A 25,340-nucleotide genomic window follows, 5' to 3' on the forward strand; every position below is an offset into this window, starting at 1 on the left:
TGCAGGGGGGACCCTGTGGGAGAGTAGGACGCCGCCGAACAATTTTTAGCCTCAGTCCCCGAGTTTCGACTCGGGGACTGAGGCATTTTTGCGTTCGGCGCACGCAGGTCCGGTTGAAGGGTCCGATTCGGCCGGACCGGCCGGATTCCGTGCCCGACTAGAGTGGTGCGGTGCGCTACGACCTGGTCATCTTCGACAACGACGGCGTGCTCGTGGACAGCGAGCCGCTCTCCAACCGCATCCTGGCAGGCCTGCTGACAGAGTCCGGTCACCCCACCACCTACGAGGATTCCGTCCGCGACTACATGGGTGCCGCGATGCACCGTGTCCACGACCTGGTGGCGGAACGTACGGGACAGCGGCTGCCGGCGGACTTCGACGCCACGTACTACGCGCGGGTCTTTGAGGGCTTCCGGCGCGAACTGCAGCCGGTGCCGGGCGTGACGGCCGTGCTGGACAAGCTGGCGGCGGACGGGGTGCCGTACTGCGTCGCGTCCTCCGGGAGCCACGAGCGGATCCGTGTGGCACTCAAGAAGACGGAGTTGTACGGGTACTTCGGCGAGGAGCGGATCTTCAGCTCGCAGGACGTGGGACGCGGGAAGCCCGCGCCCGACCTGTTCCTGCACGCCGCGCACTCGATGGGCGTGGCACCGGAGCGGTGCGCCGTGGTGGAGGACAGCCCGCTCGGGGTGCGGGCCGCGGTGGCGGCCGGGATGGACGCGTACGCGTTCACGGCGATGACGCCGGCGGAGAAACTGGCGGGGGCACGGGAGCTGTTCGCGGACATGGCGGAGCTGCCCGGGAAACTGTTCGTGTGATCGACCTACCCGTCCGTAGCCCGCGGCCCTACGCTGCACGCTCATGGACGGCATCGACGGCGGTTTGCGTCTTGGACGGGCCTCGTTGGCCGTCAGTTTCTTCGCACAAGGGGCGGCCTTCGCGCTGCTGGTGACCCGGATCCCGGCGCTGCAGGACCGTTACGGCGTCAGCGACGCGCTGCTGCCCGCGTTCCTGGCCGCGGTGCCCGTGCTGGCCGGCGTGGGGAGCGTCGTCACCGAGCACCTGGTGAAGCGGGTGCGGCCGAGCGTGGTGCTGCGCTGGGTGCAGCCGGTGGTGTGCCTGGCGCTGCTGGGCGCCGGTGCCGGGGACGAGCTGTGGCAACTGGCCGCGGCGCTCGCCGTCTTCGGGATATGCGTCGGTGCCCTGGACGCGTCCATGAACATGCTCGGGGTGAGCCTGCAGCGCGCGTACGGGCGCAGCATCATGCTGGGCTTCCACGCCGTGTACAGCCTCGGCGGCATCCTGGGGGCGTCGCTGGCCTGGGCGGGGGCGCACTGGCACCTGTCGCTGGCGGTGCTGTACGGGCCGGTGGTGGCGGTGCTGATCCCGCTGACGCTGGTCGCCAGCCGCTGGTACGTCGACCGGAGGACGGAGGCCCAGGGCGCGACGGCCACGCCCGCGGCCGCCGCGGCTCCCGTGGCGATGCGGCTGCTGCTCCCGCTCTGCCTGGTGATGGCGTTCGCGTACATCGGCGACTCCACCGTCTCCAACTGGAGCGCGAAGTACCTGCAGGACGTGCTCGGCAGTTCCGAACAACTGGCCACCGTCCCGTACAACGTCTACATGGTCACCACGCTCCTGGGGCGTTCGGTCGGCGACCTCGGGGTGCGGCGCTTCGGGGCGGCCGCGGTGGTGCGGGTGGGCGCGCTGGTGGCGGCGGCGGGCTTCGCGGTGGTCGCGGCCGCGCCGGGCGCGTGGACCGGGATGGCGGGCTTCACGCTGCTGGGCCTGGGCCTGTGCGTGATCGTGCCGCAGACGTTCGCGGCCGCCGGGCGGCTCTTCCCGGGGGCGTCGGACACGGCGATCGCACGGCTGAACATCTTCAACTACGTCGGATTCCTGGTCGGGTCCCCCTTGGTGGGCGCCCTGGGCGACGCCTGGAGCTACCGGGGGGCGATGCTGGTGCCGATGCTGCTGGTGGCGGCGACGCTGCTGTACGCCCGCTCGTTCGGGGCGGAGCCCGCCCGATACGGTGTCGACCATGAGCGGCCGCGCACAGCTGATGTGGGACGAGCAGGTAACGGGCTATGACTTCGGTCGCGGCCACCCGATGGACCCGGTGCGGCTCGCACTGACCATGGGCCTGGTCCGGGCCTTCGGACTGGACCGCGCGGTCACGGTCACCGCGGCCCCCGTCGCCGGCGACTCGACGCTGCGCCTGGTGCACGACGCGGAGTACGTGGCGGCGGTGCGCCGTGCCTCCGCAGATCCCAAGGGCATGACGGAACTGGCGTACGGCCTTGGCACCGAGGACACCCCGGCGTTCGAGGGCATGCACGAGGTCTCGGCGCTGATCGCGGGCCAGTCGGTCGGGGCCGCCGAGGCGGTGTGGCGCGGCGAGGTGACGCACGCGGTGAACTTCGCGGGCGGGCTGCACCACGCGATGCCGGGGATGGCCTCGGGCTTCTGCGTCTACAACGACGCCGCGCTGGCCGTCGCCCGGCTGCTGGAGCTGGGCGCGGAGCGCGTCGCCTACGTGGACGTGGACGTGCACCACGGGGACGGCGTCCAGACGGCCTTCTGGGACGACCCGCGCGTGCTGACGATCTCGCTGCACGAGCACCCGCGCACGCTGTTCCCGCAGACCGGCTGGCCGGAGGAGACCGGCGGCGCGGCCGCGGAGGGCGGCGCGGTGAACGTGGCGCTGCCGGCCGGCACCGGTGACGAGGGCTGGCTGCGGGCGTTCGACGCGGTCGTCCCGGAGCTGCTGGCGGCCTTCCGGCCGCAGGTGCTGGTGACGCAGCACGGCGCGGACACGCACTTCGAGGACCCGCTGGCGCATCTGGCGGTGAGCCTGGACGCGCAGCGCGCCGTGGCGGAGGCGCTGCACGCGCTGGCGCACGAGCACGCCGAGGGCCGCTGGGTCGCCCTGGGCGGGGGCGGCTACGCGGTGGTGGACGTGGTGCCCCGGACGTGGACGCACCTGGTGGGCATCGCTGCCGGGCAGCCGGTGGCGCCGGAGACGGCGACGCCCGAGGAGTGGCGGGCGGAGGTGTACCGCAGGACGCGGCAGATGGGTCCGCTGCGGATGACCGACGGGCGGGACGCGGCGTTCACCGGTTTCCACGACGCGGGGTACGACCCGGCGGACCGGCTGGACCAGGCGATCCTGGCGACCCGGCGGGCGGTCTTCCCGCTGCACGGGCTGCTGCCCTAGGCGCGGACGGGCGTCGCGCGGGACGGTCGGGTGCAGGTGCGCAGCAGCTCCGCCGCCCGCTCCGCGATGGCGTAGACGGTGGCATTGGTGTTGGCGGAGACCGGGGCCGGCATCACGGACGCGTCGGCCACGCGCAGGCCGTCGACGCCGCGTACCCGCAGCTCGGGGTCGACGACGGCGTACGCGTCGGTGCCGATGCGGCAGGTGCCGGCGTAGTGGTTGTAGGAGCGCAGGTTGCGGCGGAGGTAGGCGCGCAGCTCCGTCGCGCCGGTGGTGTCCGGGCCGGGGAGGACCTCCTCGCCGTACCACTCGGCCAGCGCGGGGGCGGCGGCGATCTCCCGGGCGATGTCCAGGCCCCTTGCCATCGTGTCGAGGTCGCGGACGTCGGCGTAGTAGCGCGGGTCGATCAGCGGTGGCGCGCCGGGGGCGGTGCCGGAGAGCCGGACCGTTCCGTGGCCGCGCGGCGCCATGAGGGCGACCATCACCGTCCAGCCCTCGCCGACGGCGGGCCCGGGCAGGCTCTCCTCGCGGATCGGGACGTCGACGAGCTGCAACTGCACGTCGGGGCCCGGCGCTTCGGGCCGGGTGCGGATCAGTCCCTGGACCTCGCCGTGGTTGTTGGCGCCGGGCGGGACGGGGCGCGGGGCCCGTACGACGACGCCGGAGATCACGTGGTCCAGCAGGTGGGAGCCGACGCCGGGCAGGTGCACGGCGGTGGGGACGCCCCAGCGGCGCAGGTGGTTGCGGGGGCCGATGCCGGAGAGCATGAGCAGCTGCGGGGTGCCGACCGCGCCCGCGGCCAGGACGACCTGCCCCGAGGGGGAGCAGCGGGCGGTGCGGGCCTGCCCGTCCACGGCGTACTCCACGCCCGTGCAGCGGTCGCCCGCCAGGAGCAGCCGGTGCGCGAGGGCGCCCGTCACCACGTGCAGGCCCGGCCGGTGCAGGGCCGGGAGCAGGTAGGCCGTGGCGGCGTCCTGGCGTACGCCGTCGGCGATGCTGAGGTCGCCCCAGCCGAACCCCTCCTCCAGGCCGCCGGCGAGGTCGTGGGCCCCGGGGTGACCGGTCTCGAGCGCGGCGCGCAGGAAGTCCCGGGCGAGCGGGTGGCGGTCGGTGGCGGGGCCGACCCGCAGGGGGCCGTCCATGCCGCGCAGTTCCGGGTCGCGGTCCGGGACGCCGGTGAGGTCCTCGCTGCGGCGGAAGCAGGGCAGCAGGTCCTCCCAGCCCCAGCCGTCGGCGCCCTCGGCGGCCCAGGCGTCGTAGCCGGAGCGGTGGCCGCGCAGGAAGTTCATGGCGTTGACGGCCGAGCTGCCGCCCAGGCCGCGGCCGCGGGGCCATGGGACGGCGAGGTGGGTCTCGGTCTGCGGCACGGTGCGGTCCGCCCAGTCGAGGGGGGTGCCGAGCAGTCCGGGCCAGGCCGCGGGGACGGAGACCTCAGGGGGGCGCTCGGCTCCGCCGGCCTCGAGGAGCAGCACGCGGGCCGCGTCGTCCTCGGAGAGGCGGGCGGCGAGCACGCACCCGGCGGATCCCGCCCCCACCACGACGTAGTCGAACTCGCCGGTTTCGGCGGGGGTGCCTGCGGAGGCGTGGGCGGAGGTGCCGGCCACGGGGAGCCTCCCATCGCTGTCGCGCGTTATGCGTGAATTGTACGGAGGGGCCCGCCGGGGGCGCCGACCCGAACAACCGCCCCTCGGGAGTGATGTTCGGGCCGTTCCGGCACGTGAGGGGTGCGGGGGAGGTCACCATCGGCGCGTGGTGACTGTTGCCGCGCTGCGGGCGCATCTGGTGGGGGCGGGGATCGCGGGGGTCGTGGCGACGCCGCGGGAGAAGAGCCTGCGCAGCTATCGGCTGTTCGTGGCGGGGGATCCGCGGCAGACGCTGGGACTGGAGCCGGTGCGGCCCTGGACGCAGACCGGTCTCCTGCGGTTGATGGCCGACCGGTGTGGGGTTTCGGCTGACCCGGGGCACACTTCCGGGCAGGATGTGATCGACCCGGAGCGCACGCTCGCGGGGCTCGAGGCCTTCGCCGTCCGGCTGGGGGAGGCCGCGCAGCGCAGGGAGCCCGTGCTCATCGGCACTGGTCACCCGCATCGCCTGCTCGGGTTCTACGCCGGATTGGCGGCCGCCCTGTCGGCGGCGGGATGTCCCGTCCTCACACCATCGCATGGCCGATGTATCGACATGGCGACGCAATTCGGCCTACGCACGTACAACCTCTGGTACGTAGGGGGCGTCGCGACGGTCCGGGATGCGCCGGGTGGGGGCGCCCGTGGTGCGCCGTCGGTACACACGCACTCCCCGCTCCCGGTTCGGGCCGCGCTGGCGGGTGCGGCAGGACGCGGGGGACTGCTGCCGAGCCTCGTGGTGGGAGACCACGGCTGGGTCTGCGGAGCAGGTCAGCTGGGCATCGAGGCCATCGGACTGGCCGATTCGGACGACCCGGCGGTTTTCGTCGCCGAGACCGAGGGCAGGGTCTCGGTCGCGGTTCCGCTTGATGACGCTGTGCGGTCCGATTACTACCGACCGCTTACGCGCTATGTACTCAATCGAGCGTGTCTGTCACAGTAGTCAACCGATCGCTACTCCTCTTCCCCACTTGCATCACCCGCACCTAATCTGGGGAGGAGCGCACGTGCGAGAGGGAGTCACCGGAGGGGAAGCCGGTGCCCGTCATGTGCGGAAGGTTCAGGTGTGTCATGGCTTCAAGCGAGAGGCCTCTCAACGAGGTCGTGTTCCTGACCGTGGCAGAGGTCGCCGCGGTGATGCGAGTGTCCAAGATGACCGTGTACCGGTTGGTGCACAGCGGTCATCTGCCGGCGATCCGGGTGGGGAGGTCCTTCCGGGTGCCGGAGCAGGCCGTCCATGACTATCTTCGTGAGTCCTACGTGGGGGTGGGGGAAACTGCCTGACGACCGCCTCGGTTTCTGCTCGGCGCTTGCGGACGGGTAGGCTGTGCCGACGTAGGTCGTGTGGGCTCGGACGCCCCGCACCGAGTGAAAACGAAGCGAGGGTAGTCGTGGGCTCTGTCATCAAGAAGCGGCGCAAGCGTATGGCCAAGAAGAAGCACCGCAAGCTGCTGAAGCGTACGCGTGTGCAGCGTCGCAACAAGAAGTAAGCGAGCTACGCTTCGCACTTCGCTGCCCTCCCGCCCCCACGGTCCGTGGGGGCGGGAGGGCAGTGGCGTTCCCGGGGGGATTGCCGGACCCGGCCCTCCCCGACGGTGCTCGTACGTTCGGGCGTCATCACGGCGCAACAACGAACCGATACGGTGCGTACATGCGGCAGTGCGAGGGAAGGCGCTGATCTTGGGCAAAGTGGTGCTGGTGACCGGAGTCGCCCGCCAGCTCGGCGGCCGGCTGGTACGGCGTGTGATGCGCGACCCCGACGTCGACCGGGTGATCGCGGTCGACGCGATGCCGCCCGCGCACCAATTGGGCGGCGCCGAGTTCGTCCGTGCCGACATCAGGCACCCGATGATCGCGAAGGTGCTGGCGGAGCACTCGGTGGACACGGTGGTCCACATGGACGTCAGCGGCACGCTGCCCGGCCGCAGCAGCCGGACCGCGGTCAAGGAGACCAACGTCATCGGCTCGATGCAGCTGCTGGGCGCCTGCCAGAAGGCGCCGACGGTGCGCCGCCTGGTGGTGAAGTCCACCACGAGCGTGTACGGCTCCGCGCCCCGCGATCCCGCCGTCTTCACCGAGTCCATGCCGCCCAAGTCGCTGCCCAGCGGCGGCTTCGCCAAGGACGCGGTCGAAGTCGAGGGGTACGTACGCGGCTTCGCACGGCGCCGCCCGGACGTTGCCGTATCGGTTCTGCGGTTCGCCAACATCCTGGGCCCGCGGGCCGACACGCCCCTCGCCGAGTACTTCGCGCTGCCGGTGCTGCCGACCGTGTTCGGCTACGACCCGCGGCTGCAGTTCGTCCACGAGGACGACGTCATCGACGTCCTGATGCTGGCCCTGCGCGACGAGCGCAACGGGACGATCAACAGCGGCACGTTCAACATCGCCGGTGACGGGGTGCTCCTGCTGTCGCAGACGGCGCGCCGGCTGGGGAAGCCCACCGTGCCGGTGCTGCTGCCCGCCGTCACATGGGTGGGGCAGATGCTGCGCACCGCCGGCGTCACGGACTTCTCGCGCGAGCAGATCCGGCTGCTCACCCACGGCAGGGTCGTGGACACCACGCAGATGCGCGAGACGCTCGGCTTCGCCCCGAAGTACACCACCGCCGAGACCTTCGGCGACTTCGCCCGCAGTCGCGGCCCCGGCCTGCTGCCGCCCGAACGGCTCGCCGGGGCCGTCGACCGGCTCGCCGCGCTGGTCCCCGCGGGCGGGCCCCGAGGACTGAGCTCGTGAGCACTGCTGCGAGGAGGAACCGCACCATGGCGGACGCCAAGGTCATCCCGTTCGACGAGGACACGCGGACCCGGAGGGGGGCGCCGCGCTCGCGCGGGCGGGCCGCGGCCCGCGGCAAGGCGGCCGGCGACACCGGGAACCCGGTGGCCGCGCTGCCGGTCGAGGAGCGGACCGCGGGTGCCGGGGCGGGGACCGGCGCCGCCGGGGACACCGTGACGGCCTCCGCGGACACTGCGGGCACCGGTGGTGCCGGTGGGGCGTCCGAGGGCGCACAGGCCGCCTCGGAGGGCCCTGAGGGGCCGTCCGGGAGCACCCCGGGGAGCCCGCTGGCGGCCGCCCTCGGCTCGGCCGCGGACCGGCTGCTGGGCGGGCCCTGGGAGCGCCGGGTGGCGCACGGGCTGGCCTTCCTGCGCCGCCGGATCACCGGCGACTACGAGGTCGACGACTTCGGCTACGACGAGGAGCTCACCGACCAGGTCCTGATGTCGCTGCTCCGGCCGCTGTACGAGTCGTACTTCCGGGTCGAGGTGAAGGGCATCGAGAACATCCCGGCCGAGGGCGGCGCCCTGGTGGTCGCCAACCACTCCGGGACGCTGCCGATGGACGGCCTGATGATGCAGGTCGCCGTCCACGACAACCACCCCGCGGGGCGGCACCTGCGCCTGCTGGCGGCGGACCTGGTGTTCGTGCTGCCGCTCGTCAACGAGCTGGCCCGCAAGGCCGGGCACACCCTGGCCTGCGCGGAGGACGCCCAGCTGCTGCTGGAGCGCGGCGAGGTCGTCGGCGTGATGCCCGAGGGCTTCAAGGGGCTGGGGAAGCCCTTCTCCGAGCGGTACAAGCTGCAGCGCTTCGGGCGGGGCGGATTCGTCGCGACGGCGCTCAAGACCGGGGTGCCGATCGTCCCGTGCTCCATCGTGGGCGCGGAGGAGATCTACCCGATGGTCGGCAACGCGAAGACGGTGGCCCGGCTGCTGGGCTTCCCGTACTTCCCGCTGACACCGACGTTCCCGTGGCTGGGCCCGCTCGGCATGGTGCCGTTGCCGACGAAGTGGACGATCCAGTTCGGCGAGCCGATCCCGACGGACGGCTACGCGCCGGAGGCGGCCGAGGACCCGATGCTGGTCTTCAACCTGACCGACCAGGTGCGGGAGACCATCCAGCACACCCTCTACAAGCTGCTGGTGCAGCGCCGCTCGGTCTTCTTCTGACACGGCTGACACGGCGGTGGGCCGGGGCCTCAGGGCCCCGGCCCACCGCCGTGTCGTGCCTGTTCAGTCGTCCCTGTCGTCCTCGGCGCTGAGCCCGAGGCCCGGGAGCAGTCCCGGCAGCAGCGGCGGGAGGGTGACCGACGGCTGGTGGCCGTCGCCACCCGGGGAACTGCCGCTCGGCGTGGGGTCGAGCAGGTCGCCCGTGCCGCCGATGAGGCCGCTGTCCGAACTGCGGGACGCCGACGGGCTGGCCTTGTCGCCGTCGCGCTCCTCGGCGGAGCCGCTCGCGGAGCCGCTGACCGAGGGCGACGGCCCCCGGGTGCCGCTCGCGGAGCGGCCGCCGCTGCCCGGGACGCCGCGTCCGTCACCGTGGCCGGAGCCGGTGTCGGGCGGCAACAGCTTCTGCAGCGGGGCCACTTCGTCCTCTATGGCGTCGAAGACGGAGGTGACCTTGTTGCCCACGTCGTCGAGCCGGGAGGGGAGCTTGCCGCGCAGTTCGGTCCAGCCCCTGCGGTGGTTGCTGGAGAACGCGGAGAGCGTCTCGATCGGCCGCAGCGAACCGTCCTTGCGGTACGCGGCGGCGAGCAGCCGGTGGCCCTCGGTGGCCTCCTGCTGCATGCCCGACAGTGCCCTGCGGATCTCGCCCACGGACTCGTCGTCGAGTTCGCCGCCCCGGCCGCGTTCCATGAGGCGGCGGGCCTCCTGGAGCCGGGTGGAGGCCAGGTCGAGATAGACCCTGCCGCGGTCGGCGTCGTCGTCGGCGAGGTTGAGGCGCATGTCCTCCATGCCCCGTTTGAGGCCGTAGAGGGTGTCGCCGGGCAGCGCGTCCGTGCTCGCGGCGGCGACACCGCCGAGGGCACCGGCCGCCACGCCGACGGACAGACCGCCGGCGGCCAGCCTGCGCGACCACGCGGAGCGCGGCTTCAGCTTGCCGAGACCGCGGCCGCCGGCGCGGTGCGCGCCCCGACCGCCGTCACGCTGTACGGGAACCGTCAGGGTGCCGTCGGCGAGCGCGGCCTCCATGGCGGCGATCAACTGGGCACGCTGGACGGTCTTGGTCTCCGGGTCCAGCGTCGGCCGCGGAACGTCCTGCAGGGCGTCCGCCAGGGCCAGGAACGTGCCCTGGTCCGGATCCGCATGCCGGTCCGCGGCATGGGCGCCGTGCTGTACGCCGGCACCCGTCTGGGGGCCTTCGCCCTCAAGGGCGTCGGCGAAGGCGTTGGCCCGCCGGTGCGCCGTTGGATTCGCGATCACGGGCGGCACCTCCTCTCGTCATCCACCTCGACTCCCCGTAGTGCCTTCAAGGTTGTGCACCTTGAGCCTTTCCACCCGATCGAGTGATCGGAAGCGGGCAGGGCACGGCATTGGGGGGTCCGCATGTGATGCAACGAGTGCCGCCCGAGTTGGGTTACGCAGTCATGATGATCGGACCGTGGAGGCAGTCGCAAGATGAAGATCCATCCATCGCGCTCATCGCGCGTCGTCGGGGAGCAGCCGGGCGAGGGTCCGTACGGCCCGGTACTGCAGGGTCTTGATCGCGCCTTCGTTCTTGCCCATGATGCGGGCCGTCTCGGCGACCGAGAGCCCCTGCAGGAAGCGCAGCGTCACGCACTCCTGCTGCTGGGGGTTGAGCTTGCGGACGGCCCTGAGCAGCGACTCGTTGGACAGCGCCTCCAGGACGCAGTCCTCCGGGCTGGGCTCGACCTCGTTGGCGTCGAGCATCTCCCCGGTGGTCACCTCCAGCCGGAAGCGGCTGGACTTGAAGTGGTCGGCCACCAGATTGCGCGCGATGGTGACCAGCCACGCGCCGAAGTCACGGCCCTGCCAGGTGAAGGTGCCGATGCGGCGCAGGGCGCGCAGGAAGGTCTCGCTGGTCAGGTCCTCGGCGGTGGCCTTGCCCCCGACGCGGTAGTAGATGTAGCGGTACACCGTGTCGGAGTAGTGGTCGTACAGGCGGCCGAAGGCCTCGGTCTCGCCCGCCTGCGCGCGCTCGACCAGGTCCATCATGCGTCCGCTGTCGCTGTCGGCCGCCGGCCGGCGCGGGGTGGCGCCCGCGGTCCGGTCGGCCTGCTGCGTGTTGCGGGACCGTCTGCCGACCGTGGCCCGGCCGTCGGCCAGCGCGTAGGCGCGGCCGGCGGGCGCTGCAGCCGTGGCGAGTGCGGGGACGGGCACGGCGTACGCGGGGACGACGCGCAGCAGGTGCTCAGCCACCAGTGCGCGCAGCGTAGCCAGGCCAGAGGCGTCAACCCCGGTGTGTGGGTACACGGGACTCCCAGAGGCAGAACTTCCATCACGTGCAGTACGGAACCGTTCACCCGTCGTGGCGACGTGTGGGTACCGGCTTGCGTCTGAGGAGAATAACGCTTCGTACAGGCGACGCTACACCGAGTTGCTGAAATCGTCGGTTCCGCCCACTCTCTGGCGGAATGGTGATCGATCAATTATCGAACATTGAAACGGTGTTGACCACATAGCGTCGTGAAATGCTCGCGTGGAGAGCGTGTTGTGGCTGTGTGGCTCACCGTGAACTGGCGGGGCGCCAGAGGGGGACCCGGGCGTGTCGCCCGTGTCCCTAGCGGCGGCGGCGTTGCAGGGCCATCGCGGCGGCCGCGCCGCCCGCCACGGCGCCCACACCTGCGGCCGCCGGGATGCCGATCTTCGCCGCCTTGCGGCCCGTACGGTAATCACGCAGGCGCCAGCCCTTTTCGCGTGCGTACTTGCGCAGACGTGTATCGGGATTGATCGCGTATGGATGTCCGACGAGCGACAGCATCGGGATGTCGTTCGACGAATCGCTGTACGCGGCGCAGCGCGAGAGTTCGAGTCCCTCCGCGCCGGCGAGCGCCTTGACGGCCTCGGCCTTGGAGGGACCGTGCAGCGGCTCGCCGACCAGCCGGCCGGTGTAGACCCCGTCGACGTGCTCGGCGACCGTGCCGAGGGCGCCGGTGAGGCCGAGCCTGCGGGCGATGATCGAGGCGGTCTCCACCGGGGCGGCCGTCACCAGCCAGACCCGCTGGCCGGCGTCGAGGTGGGCCTGGGCGAGCGCGCGGGTGCCGGGCCAGATCTTGTCCGCCATGTACTCGTCGTAGATCTCCTCGCCGATGGACATGAGTTCCTCGACGCGGTGCCCCTTGATGATCGTGAGCGCGCTCTCCCGCACCTCCTGCATGTGCTCGGGGTCCTCGGACCCGGCGACCCGGAAGTACGCCTGCTGCCAGGCGAAGCGCGCGAGGTCGCGGCTGCGGAAGAACTTCCGCTTGTACAGGCCGCGCCCGAAGTGGAAGATCGCGGCGCCCTGCATCACGGTGTTGTCCAGGTCGAAGAAGGCGGCCGCGTGCGGATCGCCGGCCACCGGGAACGCGGGGGCGCCCGCCCGGTCGTCCTTCTTCCCCGCGGGTGCCGCGGGTGCCGCGAGCGCGGCCTCCGCCGCGGCCTCGCCGGCCAGCACGCTGCGCGCAGTGGCGGAGCGCTTACGGGGGGTGAGCCATCGCAGAGCGGCCATGGGGCGAGCATAGCCAGTCCGTTGGCCAACTCCGGTGCACCGATGGAGCAGGTGAATGAACTCCTCGCGACGAGGGTGTTACCGCGGGTCGGGAGTTGACGGGGGCAGAATGGCCGGCATGAGCCCTCTGTTCGGACGTGAAGCCCGCAATGCCCGGAAGGACCCGTCCGACCGGACGGTGACGCTGATCGCCAAGCCCGGCTGCCACCTGTGCGACGACGCGCGGACGGTGATCCGCAGGGTCGTCGACGACCTGGGCGCGCGCTTCGAGGAGATGGACATCACGCGCGACGAGGAACTGCACGACCGCTACTGGGAGCAGATCCCGGTCGTCCTCATCGACGGCGAGCAGCACACCTTCTGGCGTGTCGACGAGGGCCGGCTGCGGCGCGGGCTGGGCGCCTGAGGGCCCTGGTGCGACAGGTGGGCGATTTGCGCGTGTTCCTCTGGACGCGGGTGCTCGATTACCATCAAGGCGTTTTGTGTACAGCGGGGGTGCGTGAGTAAGGACGGTGACTGCGTGCTCCCGGGCAGGCTCCAGACGCGCGGCGGCTTCGCCGTGGTCGATCTCGAGGCCACCGGTTCCAGTTCACGACGCCACCGGGTGGTCGAGCTGGCCGTGGTGCTGCTCGACCGCGACTTCGACCACGAGGGCGAGTTCTCGACCCTCGTCGACCCCGAGGGGCCGGTCGGCCCCACGCACATCCACGGCATCGAGTCCCGCCACGTCGAGGCGGTGGGCGCCCCCCTGTTCGGGCAGATCGCGCCGAGGCTGCTGGGGCTGCTGCGCGGCCGGGTGCTGGTGGGGCACAACGTCGGCTGCGACCGCGCGTTCCTGGCGGCGGAGTACGCCCGGCTCGGGGTGGAGTTCCCCGTCGTCCCCGAACTGTGCACGATGCGGATGGCCGCGCTGCGCGAACCCGCGCCGGGCGGGCTGAGCCTGCTGGCCTGCGCCGAGGCGGCCGGACTGACCGGCTGGACCGCGCACACCGCGCTGGGGGACGCCCGCACCACGGCCCGGCTTTTCGCCTCGTACGTCACGGACCACCCGGGTGGACCCGCGCAGGCCGAGAAGGCGCTGGCGCGCGCGGGGGCGGTCGAGTGGCCGCAGCTGGCCGGGGCGGACGCACTGTGGGTGGGGCGCCGGGGCGCCGACCGGGCGCCCGCGTGGAACGTTCCGTCGCAGCAGAAGGTTTCTTATGTCCGCAATGGGGGTGCGTGATGCCGGTCACTTCCCCCGGGCAAATCGGACACCATCTTTGTGCACGCGTTCACAAAGACATAGCCTGGCGTGCACGGGGCGGTCCCAACGACGGGTGCCGCTCGCAGCCCAGCTCTACCCGCAGGAGCATCGTGGCAACTGGCCGAACTCACCGACCGGCGACCCGCAGCCGAGGGATTCCCGAGGCCACCGTCGCCAGGCTCCCGCTGTACCTGCGGGCCCTGACCGCGCTGTCCGAGCGATCGGTGCCCACCGTTTCCTCGGAGGAACTCGCGGCCGCCGCCGGCGTGAACTCCGCCAAGCTGCGCAAGGACTTCTCCTACCTCGGTTCCTACGGAACCCGCGGCGTCGGCTACGACGTCGAGTACCTCGTGTACCAGATCTCCCGCGAACTGGGCCTCACCCAGGACTGGCCGGTCGTCATCGTCGGCATGGGAAACCTCGGCGCCGCGCTCGCCGGGTACGGCGGCTTCGCCTCCCGCGGTTTCCGCATCGCCGCGCTCATCGACGCGGACGTCCAGCTCACCGGCCGGCTCATCGCCGGGCTGCCCGTGCGGCACGCGGACGAGCTGGAGGGCATCGTCCGGGACAACCAGGTGTCCATCGGCGTGATCACCACGCCGGCCGGGGCCGCCCAGGAGGTCTGCGACCGTCTGGTGGGTGCCGGCGTCACCTCGATCCTCAATTTCGCCCCGACCGTGCTGACCGTCCCCGACGGGGTCGACGTCCGCAAGGTCGACCTCTCCATCGAGCTGCAGATCCTCGCCTTCCACGAGCAGCGGAAGGCCGGCGAGGAGCTGGAGGGCAGCCTGACGGCGCCCCCGGTGGCGGCCAAGGCGGTCCGTGACGGCGACCGCCGTCCGGGACCTGACGGGGACGTCCCCGCCGTGATGCCGGCATGAGCCTCCTCGTCGTCGGACTGAGTCACCGCACCGCCCCCGTCAGCGTCCTGGAGCGCGCGGCCCTCGGTGAGGACACCAAGGGCAAGCTGCTGCTGGACGTCATGGCCGCCGAGCCGGCCAGCGAGGCCGCGGTGCTGTCCACCTGCAACCGCATCGAGCTGTACGCGGACGTCGACAAGTTCCACGCCGGCGTCGCCGAGCTGTCCACGCTGCTCGCCACGCACAGCGGCGTCGGCCTCGACGAGCTGACCCCGCACCTGTACGTGCACTACGAGGACCGGGCCGTCCACCACCTGTTCTCCGTCGCCTGCGGCCTGGACTCCATGGTCGTCGGCGAGGGCCAGATCCTCGGCCAGCTCAAGGACACCCTGGGCCTCGGCCAGGAGCTGCACACCGCCGGCCGGTCCCTGAACGACCTGTTCCAGCAGGCGCTGCGGGTCGGCAAGCGCGCGCACTCCGAGACCGGCATCGACCGGGCCGGGCAGTCGCTGGTCACCTTCGGCCTGGAGCAGATGGCCCAGGCCGTCGGCGGGGCCCCCTTCGAGGAGTGGGGCAAGGGCAAGCGCGCCCTGGTCGTCGGCGCCGGTTCGATGAGCTCGCTCGCCGCGGCCACCCTCGCCCGCGCGGGGGCGGGCGAGATCGTGGTCGTCAACCGCACCCACGAGCGCGCCGAGCGCCTCGCCGAGAGCGTCGGCGGCCGCGCCGCGCCCATGGCGGACCTGGCCGGCGAGCTGTCGTACGCCGACATCGTCGTGTCCTGCACCGGGGCGACCGGGCTGGTGCTCACCGCCGACACCGTCGCCCGCGCCACGCTCTCCCGGGCCCTGCGCTCCGGCGGCGAGCCCGTGGCGCCCATCGGGATGCTCGACCTCGCCCTGCCGCGCGACATCGACCCGCTGGTGCACTCCCTGGACGGCGCCCACGTCACCGACCTGGAGACGATCGCCGCGGCCGCGGCCGACGCCCCGATGGCCGCCGACGTCGACGAGGTGCGAAAGATCGTTTCGGCCGAGGTGGCCGCCTTCGGCGCCGCCCAGCGCGCCGCGCACATCACGCCGACCGTCGTCGCCCTGCGCGCCATGGCCGCCGACGTGGTCGCCTCCGAGCTGGCGCGCCTCGACGGCCGCCTCCCCGACCTGGACGAACGGCAGCGCGCGGAGGTCACCCAGACCGTGCGCCGCGTCGTCGACAAGCTCCTGCACGCGCCTACTGTGCGGGTCAAGCAGCTCGCGGGAGAGCCCGGCGGCGCCGGGTACGCCGACGCGCTGCGCGAACTCTTCGACCTGGACCCCCAGGCGGTCGCCGCGGTCAGCAGGGCCGACTCACCGGGCACGCCGGTGATCCCCTCCGCCGCCTCGGCCCTGCCGCCGGTGGCGTCGGCTGCTTCAGCAACGAGTGACTCGAATCGAGGGCGGGCATGACGAGCCCAACCGCACTGAAACTGGGAACCCGGCGCAGCGCGCTGGCGATGGCGCAGTCCGGCATGGTGGCCGAGCAGGTCCGCCGGATCACCGGCCGTGACGTGGAGCTGGTGGAGATCACCACCTACGGCGACGTCTCGCGCGAGCACCTGGCGCAGATCGGCGGTACCGGCGTCTTCGTCTCCGCCCTGCGCGACGCGCTGCTGCGCGGCGAGATCGACTTCGCCGTCCACTCCCTCAAGGACCTCCCGACCGCCGACCCCGAGGGCCTGACCCTCGCCGCGGTCCCGCTCCGTGAGGACCCGCGCGACGCGCTGATCGCGCGCGACGGCCTCACCTTCGAGCAGCTGGCCGCCTCCCCCCGGGGCGCCCGCATCGGCACCGGCTCGCCGCGCCGCATGGCGCAGCTGAACGCCTGGGCCCGCTCGATGGGGGTGCGCGTCGAGACGGTGCCGATCCGCGGCAACGTCGACACGCGCATCGGATACGTTGCCTCAGGCGACCTCGACGCCGTCGTGCTCGCCGCCGCCGGACTCAGCCGGCTGGGCCGCCTCGCGGAGGCCACCGAGCTGATCTCTTCCGACGTCGTGCTGCCCGCTCCCGGACAGGGGGCGCTGGCCGTCGAGTGCCCTGCGGACGACGCAGGGCTCGTCTCCGTGCTCGCCGAGCTCGACGACCCGTTCACCCGGGCCGCCGTGACCGCCGAGCGCGCACTGCTCGCCGCCCTCGAGGCCGGTTGCTCCGCGCCCGTGGGCGCGCTGGCCGAGCCTGCTTTCGAAGGCGTCGGCGAGCCCATCACCGAACTGCGCCTGCGCGGTGTCGTCGGGACCACCGACGGCTCCTCGCTGGTGCAGATGTCCATCACCGGTCCGACCCCCGCATCCCGGGACGAAGCCGTGGCCCTCGGCCACGAGCTCGCCGACGAGATGCTCGCCAAGGGCGCGGCCGGTCTTATGGGGGAGCGCGAACTTTGAGCCCCACCGCCGCCGCAGCGACCAACACGACCGCAGACTCCACCGCGGCCGGGCCGGCAGGACCGGCAGGCAGGACGGGTACCGCGGGCACCGCGGGCCGCACCGGGACCACGGACACGGGTACGCCGGGTTCCGTCCTCGGGCACGTCACCTTCCTCGGTGCCGGGCCCGGTGACCCCGGGCTGCTGACCCTGCGCGCCGTCGAGGCGCTCGCCCACGCCGACGTCCTGATCGGCGACCAGCACGTGCTGGACGTCGTACGGACCCATGCCCGGCCGGGCGTGGACACGGCACAGCCGGGCGACGCAGAGGGGGAGTTGAGCCCTCCGGTCGCTGCGGCCAAGCTTTTCATGGCCTCCGCGCGCACCGGCAAGCGGGTGGTCCGTGCGATCGCCGGCGACCCCGGACTCGACTCCGCGGCCGCCGGCGAGATGCTCGCCTGCGCGCAGGCCGGCATCCCCTTCGAGGTCGTGCCGGGCGTGGCCGCGGCCGTCGGCGTGCCCGCGTACGCGGGCGTGCCGCTCAGCGGCGACGTGCGGTTCGTGGAGGCCGCGACCGCGTCGGGGCGGTGCTGGAACGAGGCGGGCGCCAGCGAGGCGACCCTGGTCGTCTCCACCACCCTGCAGACCGTCGCCGCCAACGCGGCCGAGCTGGTCTCCGGGGGCCGCAAGCCGGACACCCCGCTGACCGTGACGGTGGCCGGCACGACGACCCGGCAGCGCACCTGGACGGCGACGCTGTCGACGATCGCGGCCGAGCTGAAGGCGACGAAGGCGCTGCCCACGCCCGAGGGCCCGATCGCGGCGATAGCCGTGGTCGGCGAGCCGACCACGCGGCGCGACCTGCTCTCCTGGTTCGAGACCAAGCCGCTGTTCGGCTGGAAGGTGCTCGTACCGCGCACCAAGGAGCAGGCCGCTTCCCTCTCCGACCAGCTGCGCTCCTACGGCGCCGTGCCGCACGAGGTGCCCACGATCGCGGTGGAGCCGCCCCGGACCCCGCAGCAGATGGAGCGCGCGGTCAAGGGCCTGGTCACCGGACGGTACGAGTGGATCGCCTTCACCTCGGTGAACGCGGTCAAGGCCGTCCGCGAGAAGTTCGAGGAGTACGGGCTCGACGCGCGCGCCTTCGCCGGGATCAAGGTCGCGGCGGTGGGCGAGCAGACGGCCGCGGCGCTGGTGGACTTCGGTGTGAAGCCGGACCTGGTGCCCAGCGGCGAGCAGTCCGCCGCCGGCCTGCTGGAGGACTGGCCGCCCTACGACCCCGTCTTCGACCCGATCGACCGGGTTTTCCTGCCGCGCGCCGACATCGCGACGGAGACGCTCGTGGCGGGGCTCGTCGAGCTCGGCTGGGAGGTCGACGACGTCACCGCCTACCGGACCGTGCGGGCATCTCCGCCGCCGGCGGAGACCCGTGAGGCGATCAAGGGCGGCGGGTTCGACGCGGTGCTGTTCACGTCGAGCAGCACGGTACGGAACCTCGTCGGCATCGCGGGCAAGCCGCACAACGTGACCGTGATCGCCTGCATCGGCCCGGCCACCGCGAAGACCGCGGAGGAGCACGGGCTGCGGGTGGACGTGATGGCCCCGGAGCCGTCCGTCCACGCGCTCGCGCAGGCGCTGGCGGACTTCGGCGTCCGGCGGCGCGAGACGGCGGTCGCCGCGGGTGACCCCGTCACGCGTCCCAGCGAGCGGCGTCCCGGTTCCCGGCGCAGGGCCCGCGTCTGACGGGCCCCCGGTTCGTTCCGCGTGCCCCCGGCTCCCTCCGCGGAGCCGGGGGCCGTCGCGTTCCGGGCCGACAACGGGTCGGCATGAGCACGGCGCGTGCGGGCGTACCGTGGAACGCGGAAACGGCCCGGGACGGAGAGAGGCGCGGCGCGGTGATGAGCGGAATCGGAAGCGGATACGGTCAGTTCCCCGGTACGAGGCCCCGCCGGCTGCGTACGACGCCCGCGATGCGCCGCCTCGTCGCCGAGACCCGGCTGCACCCCGCCGAGCTGATCCTCCCGGCCTTCGTCCGCGAGGGCATCGACGCGCCCGTGCCGATCTCCACCATGCCGGGCGTCGTCCAGCACACCCGTGACACCCTCCGCAAGGCTGCCGTGGAGGCGGCCGAGGCGGGCGTGGGCGCGATCATGCTCTTCGGTGTGCCGCTGGACGAGAAGAAGGACGCCGTGGGGACGCCCGGCACGGACCCGGACGGGATCCTGCAGGTGGCGATCCGCGACGTCGTCAGCGAGGTCGGCGACGCCATGGTGGTCATGTCCGACCTGTGCCTGGACGAGCACACCGACCACGGTCACTGCGGCGTCCTGGACGCCGAGGGCCGGGTGGACAACGACGCGACGCTGGAGCGCTACGCGGAGATGGCCCGGGTCCAGGCGGACGCCGGCGTCCATGTCGTCGGCCCCAGCGGCATGATGGACGGTCAGGTCGGCGTGATCCGGGGCGCCCTGGACGCCGCCGGGTACCAGGACGTGTCGATGCTGGCGTACACGGCGAAGTACGCGTCGGCGTTCTACGGGCCGTTCCGGGAGGCCGTCGGGTCCTCGCTGAAGGGCGACCGCAGGACCTACCAGCAGGACCCGGCCAACCTGCGCGAGTCGCTGCGCGAACTGGCGCTGGACCTCGCCGAGGGCGCCGACATGGTGATGGTGAAGCCGGCGGGGCCGTACCTGGACGTGGTGGCGAAGGTCGCCGAGTCGGTGGACGTGCCGGTCGCGGCGTACCAGATCAGCGGTGAGTACGCGATGGTCGAGGCGGCCGCGGAGCGCGGCTGGATCGACCGCGACCGCGCGATCATGGAGACCCTGACCGGGATCCGCCGCGCCGGCGCGCAGTTGATCCTCACCTACTGGGCGACCGAGGTGGCCTCGCAGCTCTGAGCCTCCGGCCGCCCGGATCGCGAGTACGGTCGCCGCGGCGCACCGGCCGCCCGCGATGCCCGGGGACGGCCGCTCCCGGCGAACATCCGTGCCGGGCACGCGGGTCCGGTACGTTCGCCGCGACCGGCGGTGGCAGCGCCGGGGACGTGCCACCTGATCCGCCGCGCCACCCCGGTGCGGTGTTCCCGCCCGTGCGTCCCCGACGAGGGTGGTGCGGCGGGCGGCCGGGGGACGACCGGTGGTGATTCCCGGTCCGTCCGTGCCCGGTTCCGGGCGGTGAATGTGCGTCGGGTCCTCCCGGTGGCTCGGGCCGGTCGTGGCGCCGAGGTCCTGGGTCCGGCACGTGACGGTGCCTCAGCAGGCGGGTCCGTACCTGGAGGCCGCCGGGCGGGTGTGATCGGCGGCAGAGGAGTGATCATGCCCGGCCGGATCTGCAGCGGGGGCGGTCACCTGCCGAAGGAGGGAGGGCGGCGCTCTTCCCGCCTGCCCGGACGCGGTGCCCTCAGATGATCGCGTGCAGGACGCGCAAGCGGACGGCGCGGTTCCAGGCCGCCCGGCATTTCATTACATCAAGTGGCTTTGGTGCCGATTCGGACTTAACGGCTTAAGTAGGTGGGAAATTCACAGCAAGTCCACAGCAGGCGGAGGCACAAGGGCCTCCGCCGTGAAAGGAGAACCGCGATGCGGATTCCCCGATTCGCCGCCGCGCTGGGCGTCGCGGCCGCCGTCCTGCTGGGCGGCGCCGGCGCCGCCGGCGCCGTAACGCCGCCGACGGCGGCGGTGTCGCACACGACCCAGGCGACAAACGACCGGGGCGGCGAGTACCGGTACGACGGTGACCGCGGCCGGGACGGCCGTGAGTTCCGCCGTGACCGGGGGCGTGACGGCCGTGAGTACCGCCGCGGCGGGCGCGACGGCCGCTGGTACCACCGTCACCACCGGCACCACCCGCGCTGGCACCACCGCCACCACCGCCACGACCACCGCTGGCACTTCCACCGCTGAGCGGTACCGCCGCCGCTGAGCGGTCCTGACCGGGTCGTCTCGGGGGTGTCCTTCCACCGCGGGGAAGGACACCCGTGACCCGGACCCGGCCGGTGAACCGTCTAGTCCCACCAGAAGGACCAGGCGGGCGCGTCCACCAGGGATCCGGCGTACGCGCGCAGCGAGCCGCTGCCCTGGGTGACGTTGTCCGGGCAGAAGGCGAAGTGCTCGGCGGCCACGGCCTCGGCCTCCTCCACGGTGGCCGGCGGCGCCGCCACGGAGAGGACGAGCACGTCGAAGGCAACCGCCACGACGCGCACGCCGAAGCGGTCCTCCCACGAGCGCAGGACCGAACACAGCCGGGCCACGTCGTTCTCGTGGTTGCACGGCCCCGTCCAGCCGATGGCCGCGGGGACGTCGGCGCTGCGCCTGGCGGGGACGAGGGCCGCTCGGGGGTCCTTGATCCAACCCGCCTCGACCACGGACGCGGCGACCTCGGCCGCCCTGACGTCCGGGTCGGCCTCGAACTCCCGCGCGGGGGCGAGGCCGGGCCACGTCCGGCCGAACGGGGCGACCAGGTCCGCCGCCTCCTCGTCGGACTCCTCCTCGAAGCCCCAGAAGTCGGCGAGGACCTCGTCGGCGTCGTGGTCGCCCGGGTAGGACGTCATACCCGGGGCCAGCTCCGCGGTGGCCGGCAGCGCCTCGTCCATGGAGAGCAGCACCGGGTGCAGCCCCGCCGACATCCGCGCCGGGAGCAGCCGTTCCCAGGAAGCGGGTCCGGCGGGCCCTTCCGCGTGCCAGAGCAGCGGCTCGTGCCAGCGGCCGTCGCTCGTGGCGTCGACGAGAGTGCCGGGCGGGAGGTCGAGGCCCAGGGACCGGCCGGCCGGGTCCTGCGTGAGCTTCGGGAGCTGGTTGGGGAGCATCGCCATGGCGTGAATGTAGGGCCGGCCACTGACAAACGGCGGCCCCGGGGGGAGTGATGACTCCCGCCGGGGCCGCCGTCGTACGGACGCGGGGCGCGTCAGAGGCGCTCGGGCGTGCGGATGCCGAGCAGCGACATGCCCTGCCGCAGGGTGCGGGCGGTCAGGTCGCAGAGGAAGAGGCGGTTCTCCCGCAGTTCGGGGGTCTCGGCCTTCAGGACCGGGCACTGGTCGTAGAAGGTGGTGTACGCCGAGGCCAGCGCGTAGAGGTACGAGGCCAGCTTGTGCGGCTCGTAGGTCTCCGAGACACCCGCCAGGGTCTCCGCGAACTCGTCCAGCAGCAGGCCGAGCGCCCGCTCGGCCGGGGCCAGCGGCAGCTCGGGGCGGGCGACCGGCTTCGCGTCGCCGGCCTTCCGCAGGATCGACTGGATACGGGCGTACGCGTACTGCAGGTACACGCTCGTGTCGCCGTTGAGCGAGACCATCCGGTCCAGGTCGAAGACGTAGTCCCGGCCGAGCGAGGTGGACAGGTCGGCGTACTTGATCGCGCCGATGCCGACCTCCTTGGCCCGGTCGGCGACCTCCTCGTCCGTCAGTTCCGAGGACTTCTCCCGGATGACGGTCGCGGCCCGCTCCACCGCCTCGTCCAGCAGGTCGACCAGCCGGAAGGTCTCACCGGACCGGGTCTTGTACGGCTTGCCGTCCTTGCCGAGCAGCGTGCCGAACGGGATGTGCAGCGCCGTGACCTCGTCGGTCAGCCAACCGGCCCGCTTGGCCGTCTCGAAGACCATCTTGAAGTGCAGTGCCTGCCGGGAGTCCACGACGTACAGGAGCGTGTCGGCGTGCAGGCCCGCGGTGCGGTTCCGGATCGCGGACAGGTCGGTCGCGGCGTAGCCGAAGCCGCCGTCGGCCTTCTGCACGATGAGCGGGACGGGCTCGCCGTCCTTGCCCTTGATGTCGTCGAAGAACACGCACAGCGCGCCGTTGGAGCGCACGGCGACGCCGGACTCCTCCAGCAGCTTGCAGGTCTCGACGAGCATGTCGTTGTAGCCGGACTCGCCGACGACGTCCTCGTCGCGGATCTCGATGTCGAGCTTGTCGTAGACGGAGTTGAAGTAGATCTTCGACTCGTCGACGAACCGCTGCCACATCGCCAGCGTCTCCGGGTCGCCGGCCTGCAGGTCGACGACGCGCTTGCGCGACCGGGTCTTGAACTCCTCGTCGGAGTCGAAGACCGTCCGGGAGGCCTTGTAGAGCCTGTTGAGGCGCGACATGGAGGCCTCGCCCGCCTCCTCGCCGGCCTCGGCCGCACCGTGGTCCAGCTCGTGCGGGTGCTCCACCAGGTACTGGATGAGCATGCCGAACTGGGTGCCCCAGTCGCCGATGTGGTGGCGCCTGATCACCGTCTCGCCCTCGAACTCGAGGATCTTGACCAGCGCGTCGCCGATGACGGAGGACCGCAGGTGGCCGACGTGCATCTCCTTGGCCACGTTCGGCTGCGCGTAGTCGATCACCGTGATGCCGGGGTCGGCCTTCGCGGGCACGCCGAGCCGGTCGTCGGCGGCGCGGGCGGCCAGCGTCCGGGTGATGGCGGCGTCCGAGACGGTGATGTTGAGGAAGCCGGGGCCCGAGACCTCCACGGAGGCGATCAGCTCGTCGCCGGCCGGGAGGGCCTCGACGACCTGGGCGGCCAGCTCGCGCGGGTTCGCCTTGTTCCGCTTGGCGAGTCCCAGCACGCCGTTGGCCTGGAAGTCGGCCCGGTCGCTACGTCGCAGCAGCGGGTCGGCACCGAGGGCGTCAGCGACGCGCTGCTGGATCGAGGCGGAAAGCGAGTTGACCGAGGCCATGGGATGGGTGCTTCCTGAGAGGGATCGGAGATCAACCCTCAGTATCCCACGCGCTACCACTCATTTTTCTCTGGGACAATTGCCGGGTACCGCGCTACCCGCTGCACAGGTGGAAGGAAGTCGAGACAGTGGCTCAGAGCACCGAGGCCGACTGGGTCGCCCGCTTCGCGGACGACGTCATCGCGGAAGCCGAGCGGCGGGCTCCGGGCAAGAAAATCATCGTCGCCTCCGGGATCAGCCCCTCCGGGCCGATCCACCTGGGCAACCTGCGCGAGATCATGGTCCCGCACCTGGTCGCCGACGAGATCAAGCGGCGTGGCGTGCCCTGCGAGCACATCCTGTCCTGGGACGACTTCGACCGCTACCGCAAGGTGCCCGCCGGCTACGACCCGTCGTACGCCGAGCACATCGGCAAGCCGCTGACCTCCGTGCCGGCGCCCGAGGGCAGCCCGTACGAGACCTGGTCGGACCACTTCAAGGCCCCGTTCCGCGAGGCGCTGGCGGCGCTCGGCGTCGAGGTCACCGAGATCAGCCAGACCGTCGAGTACACCTCGGGCACCTACCGCGAGCAGATCCTGCACGCGATGCGCGAGCGCCGGCGGATCGACGAGGTGCTCGGCCGCTACCGGACGAAGAAGAAGGGCGGCGGCGAGGAGCAGGACGACGAGGAGGCCACGCTCGCGCAGGCCCCCGAGTACTTCCCGTACAAGCCGTACTGCTCGGCCTGCGGCAAGGACACGACCACGGTCGTCGCCTACGACGACGACACCACCGACCTCACCTACGAGTGCCAGGACTGCGGCAACCGCGAGACCGTGCGGCTGAGCGAGTTCGACCGCGGCAAGCTGGTGTGGAAGGTCGACTGGCCGATGCGCTGGGCCTTCAAGGGCGTGGACTTCGAGCCGTCGGGCGTGGACCACCAGTCGCCCGGCTCCTCGTGGATGGTCGGTCAGCAGCTGGTGCGCGAGATCTTCGGCGCCGAGCCGCCCATCGGCCCGATGTACGCCTTCGTCGGCATCAGCGGCATGGCCAAGATGTCCAGCTCCAAGGGCGGTGTGCCGATCGCGGCCGACGCCCTGCAGATCATGGAGCCGCAGCTGCTGCGCTGGCTGTACGCCCGCCGCCGGCCGAACCAGGCGTTCAACATCTCCTTCGGCGACGAGATCTCCCGCACCTACGACGAGTGGGACGCGCTGGAGCGCAAGGTCGCCGAGGGCACGGCCGCCGCGGTGGACGTCGCCGTGCACTCGCGGGCCGCGCGCACCGCGAGCGGCGAGCTGCCGACCACCCCGCACAAGCTGCCGTACCGCACGCTCGCCTCGGTCGTCGACATCACGACCGGGGACGAGGAGCAGACGCTGCGCATCCTGCGCGACTTCGACCAGGAGCGGCCGCTGGCCTCCCTGGACGAGGCCCGGCCGCGGCTGGACTGCGCCGAGCGCTGGGTGAACACCCACGTCGAGCCGGAGGCCCGTACCCAGGTGCGCGCCGAGCCCGACGCGGAGACCCTCGCGGCGCTGTCCGGAGAGGAGCGGGAGGCGCTGAAGCTGCTGGTGGACGGGCTGCCCGAGCACTGGTCGCTGGACGGGCTGACCACCCTGGTCTACGGCGTGCCGAAGATCCAGGCCGGCTACGCGCCGGACGCCAAGCCGACCCCGGAGATGAAGGTCGCCCAGCGGTCCTTCTTCGCCCTGCTCTACAAGCTGCTGGTCGGCCGGGACACCGGACCGCGGCTGCCCACGCTGCTGCTGGCGGTGGGTCAGGACCGCGTGCGGGAGCTGCTCGCGGCGAGCTGAGCCGGACTCGGATGTGACGGCGGCGGGTGGCGATGCCACCCCCCGCCGGCCACCGGTTCGGGCCGCGTATGATAGTACCCGGGGGGGGCGTGGCCCCCGCGGAGGGGCGCG

23 protein-coding genes are annotated in these 25,340 nt (G+C 72.4%); 17 read left to right on the forward strand and 6 right to left on the reverse strand.

Annotation, left to right across the window (positions count from 1 at the left end; all coding sequences use genetic code 11):
- The first annotated feature begins 170 nt into the window (after positions 1-170).
- The 3 genes from ACFW3D_RS38370 to ACFW3D_RS38380 are packed head-to-tail and all read left to right on the forward strand — an operon-like array spanning position 171 to position 3,217.
- The gene (locus ACFW3D_RS38370; protein WP_500512638.1) at positions 171-818 is read left to right on the forward strand and encodes an HAD family hydrolase; all 648 of its coding nucleotides are present in this window, start codon (positions 171-173) and stop codon (positions 816-818) included.
- Between the two features lie 43 nt (positions 819-861).
- On the forward strand, positions 862-2,091 hold the full coding sequence (locus tag ACFW3D_RS38375; protein WP_500512640.1) for an MFS transporter: 1,230 nt from the start codon (positions 862-864) through the stop codon (positions 2,089-2,091).
- Positions 2,042-3,217 (forward strand): acetoin utilization protein AcuC, encoded by a 1,176-nt coding sequence (locus ACFW3D_RS38380; RefSeq protein WP_500512642.1) that lies wholly within the window; start codon positions 2,042-2,044, stop codon positions 3,215-3,217. The genes ACFW3D_RS38375 and ACFW3D_RS38380 overlap by 50 nt, the downstream gene beginning before the upstream one ends.
- On the opposite strand, the gene ACFW3D_RS38385 is transcribed toward ACFW3D_RS38380, so the two are convergent.
- Positions 3,214-4,821 (reverse strand): GMC family oxidoreductase, encoded by a 1,608-nt coding sequence (locus tag ACFW3D_RS38385; protein WP_500512644.1) that lies wholly within the window; start codon positions 4,819-4,821, stop codon positions 3,214-3,216. The genes ACFW3D_RS38380 and ACFW3D_RS38385 overlap by 4 nt on opposite strands.
- 145 nt (positions 4,822-4,966) lie before the next feature.
- Here ACFW3D_RS38385 and ACFW3D_RS38390 point away from each other — a divergent pair, with 145 nt between their 5' ends.
- The 5 genes from ACFW3D_RS38390 to ACFW3D_RS38410 all read left to right on the forward strand — a co-directional run bounded on the left by ACFW3D_RS38390 (position 4,967) and on the right by ACFW3D_RS38410 (position 8,780).
- Positions 4,967-5,782, forward strand: coding sequence for a phosphatase (locus tag ACFW3D_RS38390; protein WP_500512646.1), 816 nt, complete (start codon positions 4,967-4,969; stop codon positions 5,780-5,782).
- Between the two features lie 128 nt (positions 5,783-5,910).
- Positions 5,911-6,123: a helix-turn-helix domain-containing protein gene (locus tag ACFW3D_RS38395; RefSeq protein ID WP_018558718.1), complete on the forward strand. Its 213-nt coding sequence runs from the start codon at positions 5,911-5,913 to the stop codon at positions 6,121-6,123.
- 107 nt (positions 6,124-6,230) lie between these two features.
- On the forward strand, positions 6,231-6,329 hold the full coding sequence (locus ACFW3D_RS38400; RefSeq protein WP_003948845.1) for a 30S ribosomal protein bS22: 99 nt from the start codon (positions 6,231-6,233) through the stop codon (positions 6,327-6,329).
- 190 nt (positions 6,330-6,519) lie between these two features.
- On the forward strand, positions 6,520-7,572 hold the full coding sequence (locus ACFW3D_RS38405; RefSeq protein ID WP_500512648.1) for an NAD-dependent epimerase/dehydratase family protein: 1,053 nt from the start codon (positions 6,520-6,522) through the stop codon (positions 7,570-7,572).
- A gap of 26 nt (positions 7,573-7,598) precedes the next feature.
- Positions 7,599-8,780, forward strand: a complete 1,182-nt coding sequence (locus tag ACFW3D_RS38410) for a lysophospholipid acyltransferase family protein (RefSeq protein ID WP_500512650.1) — start codon at positions 7,599-7,601, stop codon at positions 8,778-8,780.
- A 63-nt stretch (positions 8,781-8,843) separates the two neighbouring features.
- Here the strand turns inward: ACFW3D_RS38410 and ACFW3D_RS38415 are convergent, their stop codons facing one another.
- The 3 genes from ACFW3D_RS38415 to ACFW3D_RS38425 all read right to left on the reverse strand — a co-directional run bounded on the left by ACFW3D_RS38415 (position 8,844) and on the right by ACFW3D_RS38425 (position 12,282).
- On the reverse strand, positions 8,844-10,034 hold the full coding sequence (locus ACFW3D_RS38415; RefSeq protein WP_500512652.1) for a DUF5667 domain-containing protein: 1,191 nt from the start codon (positions 10,032-10,034) through the stop codon (positions 8,844-8,846).
- A 216-nt stretch (positions 10,035-10,250) separates the two neighbouring features.
- A complete protein-coding gene (locus ACFW3D_RS38420) occupies positions 10,251-11,045 on the reverse strand; it encodes an ECF subfamily RNA polymerase sigma factor, BldN family (RefSeq protein ID WP_500512654.1) in 795 nt (264 codons plus the stop codon).
- A 307-nt stretch (positions 11,046-11,352) separates the two neighbouring features.
- Complete coding sequence (locus ACFW3D_RS38425) at positions 11,353-12,282, reverse strand: HAD family hydrolase (RefSeq protein ID WP_500512656.1); 930 nt, start codon at positions 12,280-12,282, stop codon at positions 11,353-11,355.
- Positions 12,283-12,391: 109 nt separating this feature from the next.
- Here ACFW3D_RS38425 and ACFW3D_RS38430 point away from each other — a divergent pair, with 109 nt between their 5' ends.
- From ACFW3D_RS38430 to ACFW3D_RS38465, 8 genes are all read left to right on the forward strand, one after another.
- Positions 12,392-12,688, forward strand: coding sequence for a glutaredoxin family protein (locus ACFW3D_RS38430; RefSeq protein WP_500512658.1), 297 nt, complete (start codon positions 12,392-12,394; stop codon positions 12,686-12,688).
- A gap of 93 nt (positions 12,689-12,781) precedes the next feature.
- On the forward strand, positions 12,782-13,504 hold the full coding sequence (locus ACFW3D_RS38435) for a 3'-5' exonuclease (RefSeq protein WP_500512660.1): 723 nt from the start codon (positions 12,782-12,784) through the stop codon (positions 13,502-13,504).
- 131 nt (positions 13,505-13,635) lie between these two features.
- The gene (locus tag ACFW3D_RS38440; RefSeq protein WP_500512662.1) at positions 13,636-14,406 is read left to right on the forward strand and encodes a redox-sensing transcriptional repressor Rex; all 771 of its coding nucleotides are present in this window, start codon (positions 13,636-13,638) and stop codon (positions 14,404-14,406) included.
- Positions 14,403-15,827, forward strand: coding sequence for a glutamyl-tRNA reductase (locus ACFW3D_RS38445; RefSeq protein WP_500512664.1), 1,425 nt, complete (start codon positions 14,403-14,405; stop codon positions 15,825-15,827). Before ACFW3D_RS38440 ends, ACFW3D_RS38445 begins: the two co-directional genes overlap by 4 nt.
- Positions 15,824-16,801 carry a hydroxymethylbilane synthase gene (gene hemC, locus ACFW3D_RS38450; protein ID WP_500512666.1) on the forward strand — a complete coding sequence of 326 codons (978 nt, stop codon included), beginning with the start codon at positions 15,824-15,826 and terminating at the stop codon, positions 16,799-16,801. The genes ACFW3D_RS38445 and hemC overlap by 4 nt, the downstream gene beginning before the upstream one ends.
- Positions 16,798-18,525 (forward strand): bifunctional uroporphyrinogen-III C-methyltransferase/uroporphyrinogen-III synthase, encoded by a 1,728-nt coding sequence (locus ACFW3D_RS38455; RefSeq protein WP_500512668.1) that lies wholly within the window; start codon positions 16,798-16,800, stop codon positions 18,523-18,525. Before hemC ends, ACFW3D_RS38455 begins: the two co-directional genes overlap by 4 nt.
- A gap of 155 nt (positions 18,526-18,680) precedes the next feature.
- The gene (hemB, locus tag ACFW3D_RS38460) at positions 18,681-19,682 is read left to right on the forward strand and encodes a porphobilinogen synthase (RefSeq protein WP_500512670.1); all 1,002 of its coding nucleotides are present in this window, start codon (positions 18,681-18,683) and stop codon (positions 19,680-19,682) included.
- Positions 19,683-20,363: 681 nt separating this feature from the next.
- Positions 20,364-20,687 carry a hypothetical protein gene (locus tag ACFW3D_RS38465; RefSeq protein ID WP_500512672.1) on the forward strand — a complete coding sequence of 108 codons (324 nt, stop codon included), beginning with the start codon at positions 20,364-20,366 and terminating at the stop codon, positions 20,685-20,687.
- A gap of 101 nt (positions 20,688-20,788) precedes the next feature.
- On the opposite strand, the gene ACFW3D_RS38470 is transcribed toward ACFW3D_RS38465, so the two are convergent.
- Both ACFW3D_RS38470 and argS read right to left on the reverse strand, forming a co-directional pair.
- On the reverse strand, positions 20,789-21,595 hold the full coding sequence (locus tag ACFW3D_RS38470) for a DUF4253 domain-containing protein (RefSeq protein ID WP_500512674.1): 807 nt from the start codon (positions 21,593-21,595) through the stop codon (positions 20,789-20,791).
- A gap of 92 nt (positions 21,596-21,687) precedes the next feature.
- Positions 21,688-23,433: an arginine--tRNA ligase gene (argS, locus tag ACFW3D_RS38475; protein ID WP_500512676.1), complete on the reverse strand. Its 1,746-nt coding sequence runs from the start codon at positions 23,431-23,433 to the stop codon at positions 21,688-21,690.
- A 128-nt stretch (positions 23,434-23,561) separates the two neighbouring features.
- On the opposite strand from argS, the gene lysS reads away from it, so the two are divergent.
- Complete coding sequence (gene lysS / locus ACFW3D_RS38480; RefSeq protein WP_500512678.1) at positions 23,562-25,229, forward strand: lysine--tRNA ligase; 1,668 nt, start codon at positions 23,562-23,564, stop codon at positions 25,227-25,229.
- Positions 25,230-25,340: the final 111 nt, after the last annotated feature.

The sequence above is a fragment of the Streptomyces sp. NPDC058864 genome (assembly GCF_042742985.1).
Taxonomy (GTDB): Bacteria; Actinomycetota; Actinomycetes; order Streptomycetales; family Streptomycetaceae; genus Actinacidiphila.

What these genes read in the sequence shown, in the direction of transcription:
- ACFW3D_RS38375 (WP_500512640.1), top strand. Translation starts at nt 862, where the DNA reads ATGGACGGCATCGACGGCGGTTTGCGTCTTGGACGGGCCTCGTTGGCC.
- ACFW3D_RS38380 (WP_500512642.1), top strand. Translation starts at nt 2,042, where the DNA reads ATGAGCGGCCGCGCACAGCTGATGTGGGACGAGCAGGTAACGGGCTAT.
- ACFW3D_RS38395 (WP_018558718.1), top strand. Translation starts at nt 5,911, where the DNA reads ATGGCTTCAAGCGAGAGGCCTCTCAACGAGGTCGTGTTCCTGACCGTG.
- ACFW3D_RS38410 (WP_500512650.1), top strand. Translation starts at nt 7,599, where the DNA reads ATGGCGGACGCCAAGGTCATCCCGTTCGACGAGGACACGCGGACCCGG.
- ACFW3D_RS38425 (WP_500512656.1), bottom strand. Translation starts at nt 12,282, where the DNA reads ATGGCCGCTCTGCGATGGCTCACCCCCCGTAAGCGCTCCGCCACTGCG.
- ACFW3D_RS38430 (WP_500512658.1), top strand. Translation starts at nt 12,392, where the DNA reads ATGGCCGGCATGAGCCCTCTGTTCGGACGTGAAGCCCGCAATGCCCGG.
- ACFW3D_RS38445 (WP_500512664.1), top strand. Translation starts at nt 14,403, where the DNA reads ATGAGCCTCCTCGTCGTCGGACTGAGTCACCGCACCGCCCCCGTCAGC.
- hemC (WP_500512666.1), top strand. Translation starts at nt 15,824, where the DNA reads ATGACGAGCCCAACCGCACTGAAACTGGGAACCCGGCGCAGCGCGCTG.
- hemB (WP_500512670.1), top strand. Translation starts at nt 18,681, where the DNA reads ATGAGCGGAATCGGAAGCGGATACGGTCAGTTCCCCGGTACGAGGCCC.
- ACFW3D_RS38465 (WP_500512672.1), top strand. Translation starts at nt 20,364, where the DNA reads ATGCGGATTCCCCGATTCGCCGCCGCGCTGGGCGTCGCGGCCGCCGTC.
- ACFW3D_RS38470 (WP_500512674.1), bottom strand. Translation starts at nt 21,595, where the DNA reads ATGGCGATGCTCCCCAACCAGCTCCCGAAGCTCACGCAGGACCCGGCC.
- argS (WP_500512676.1), bottom strand. Translation starts at nt 23,433, where the DNA reads ATGGCCTCGGTCAACTCGCTTTCCGCCTCGATCCAGCAGCGCGTCGCT.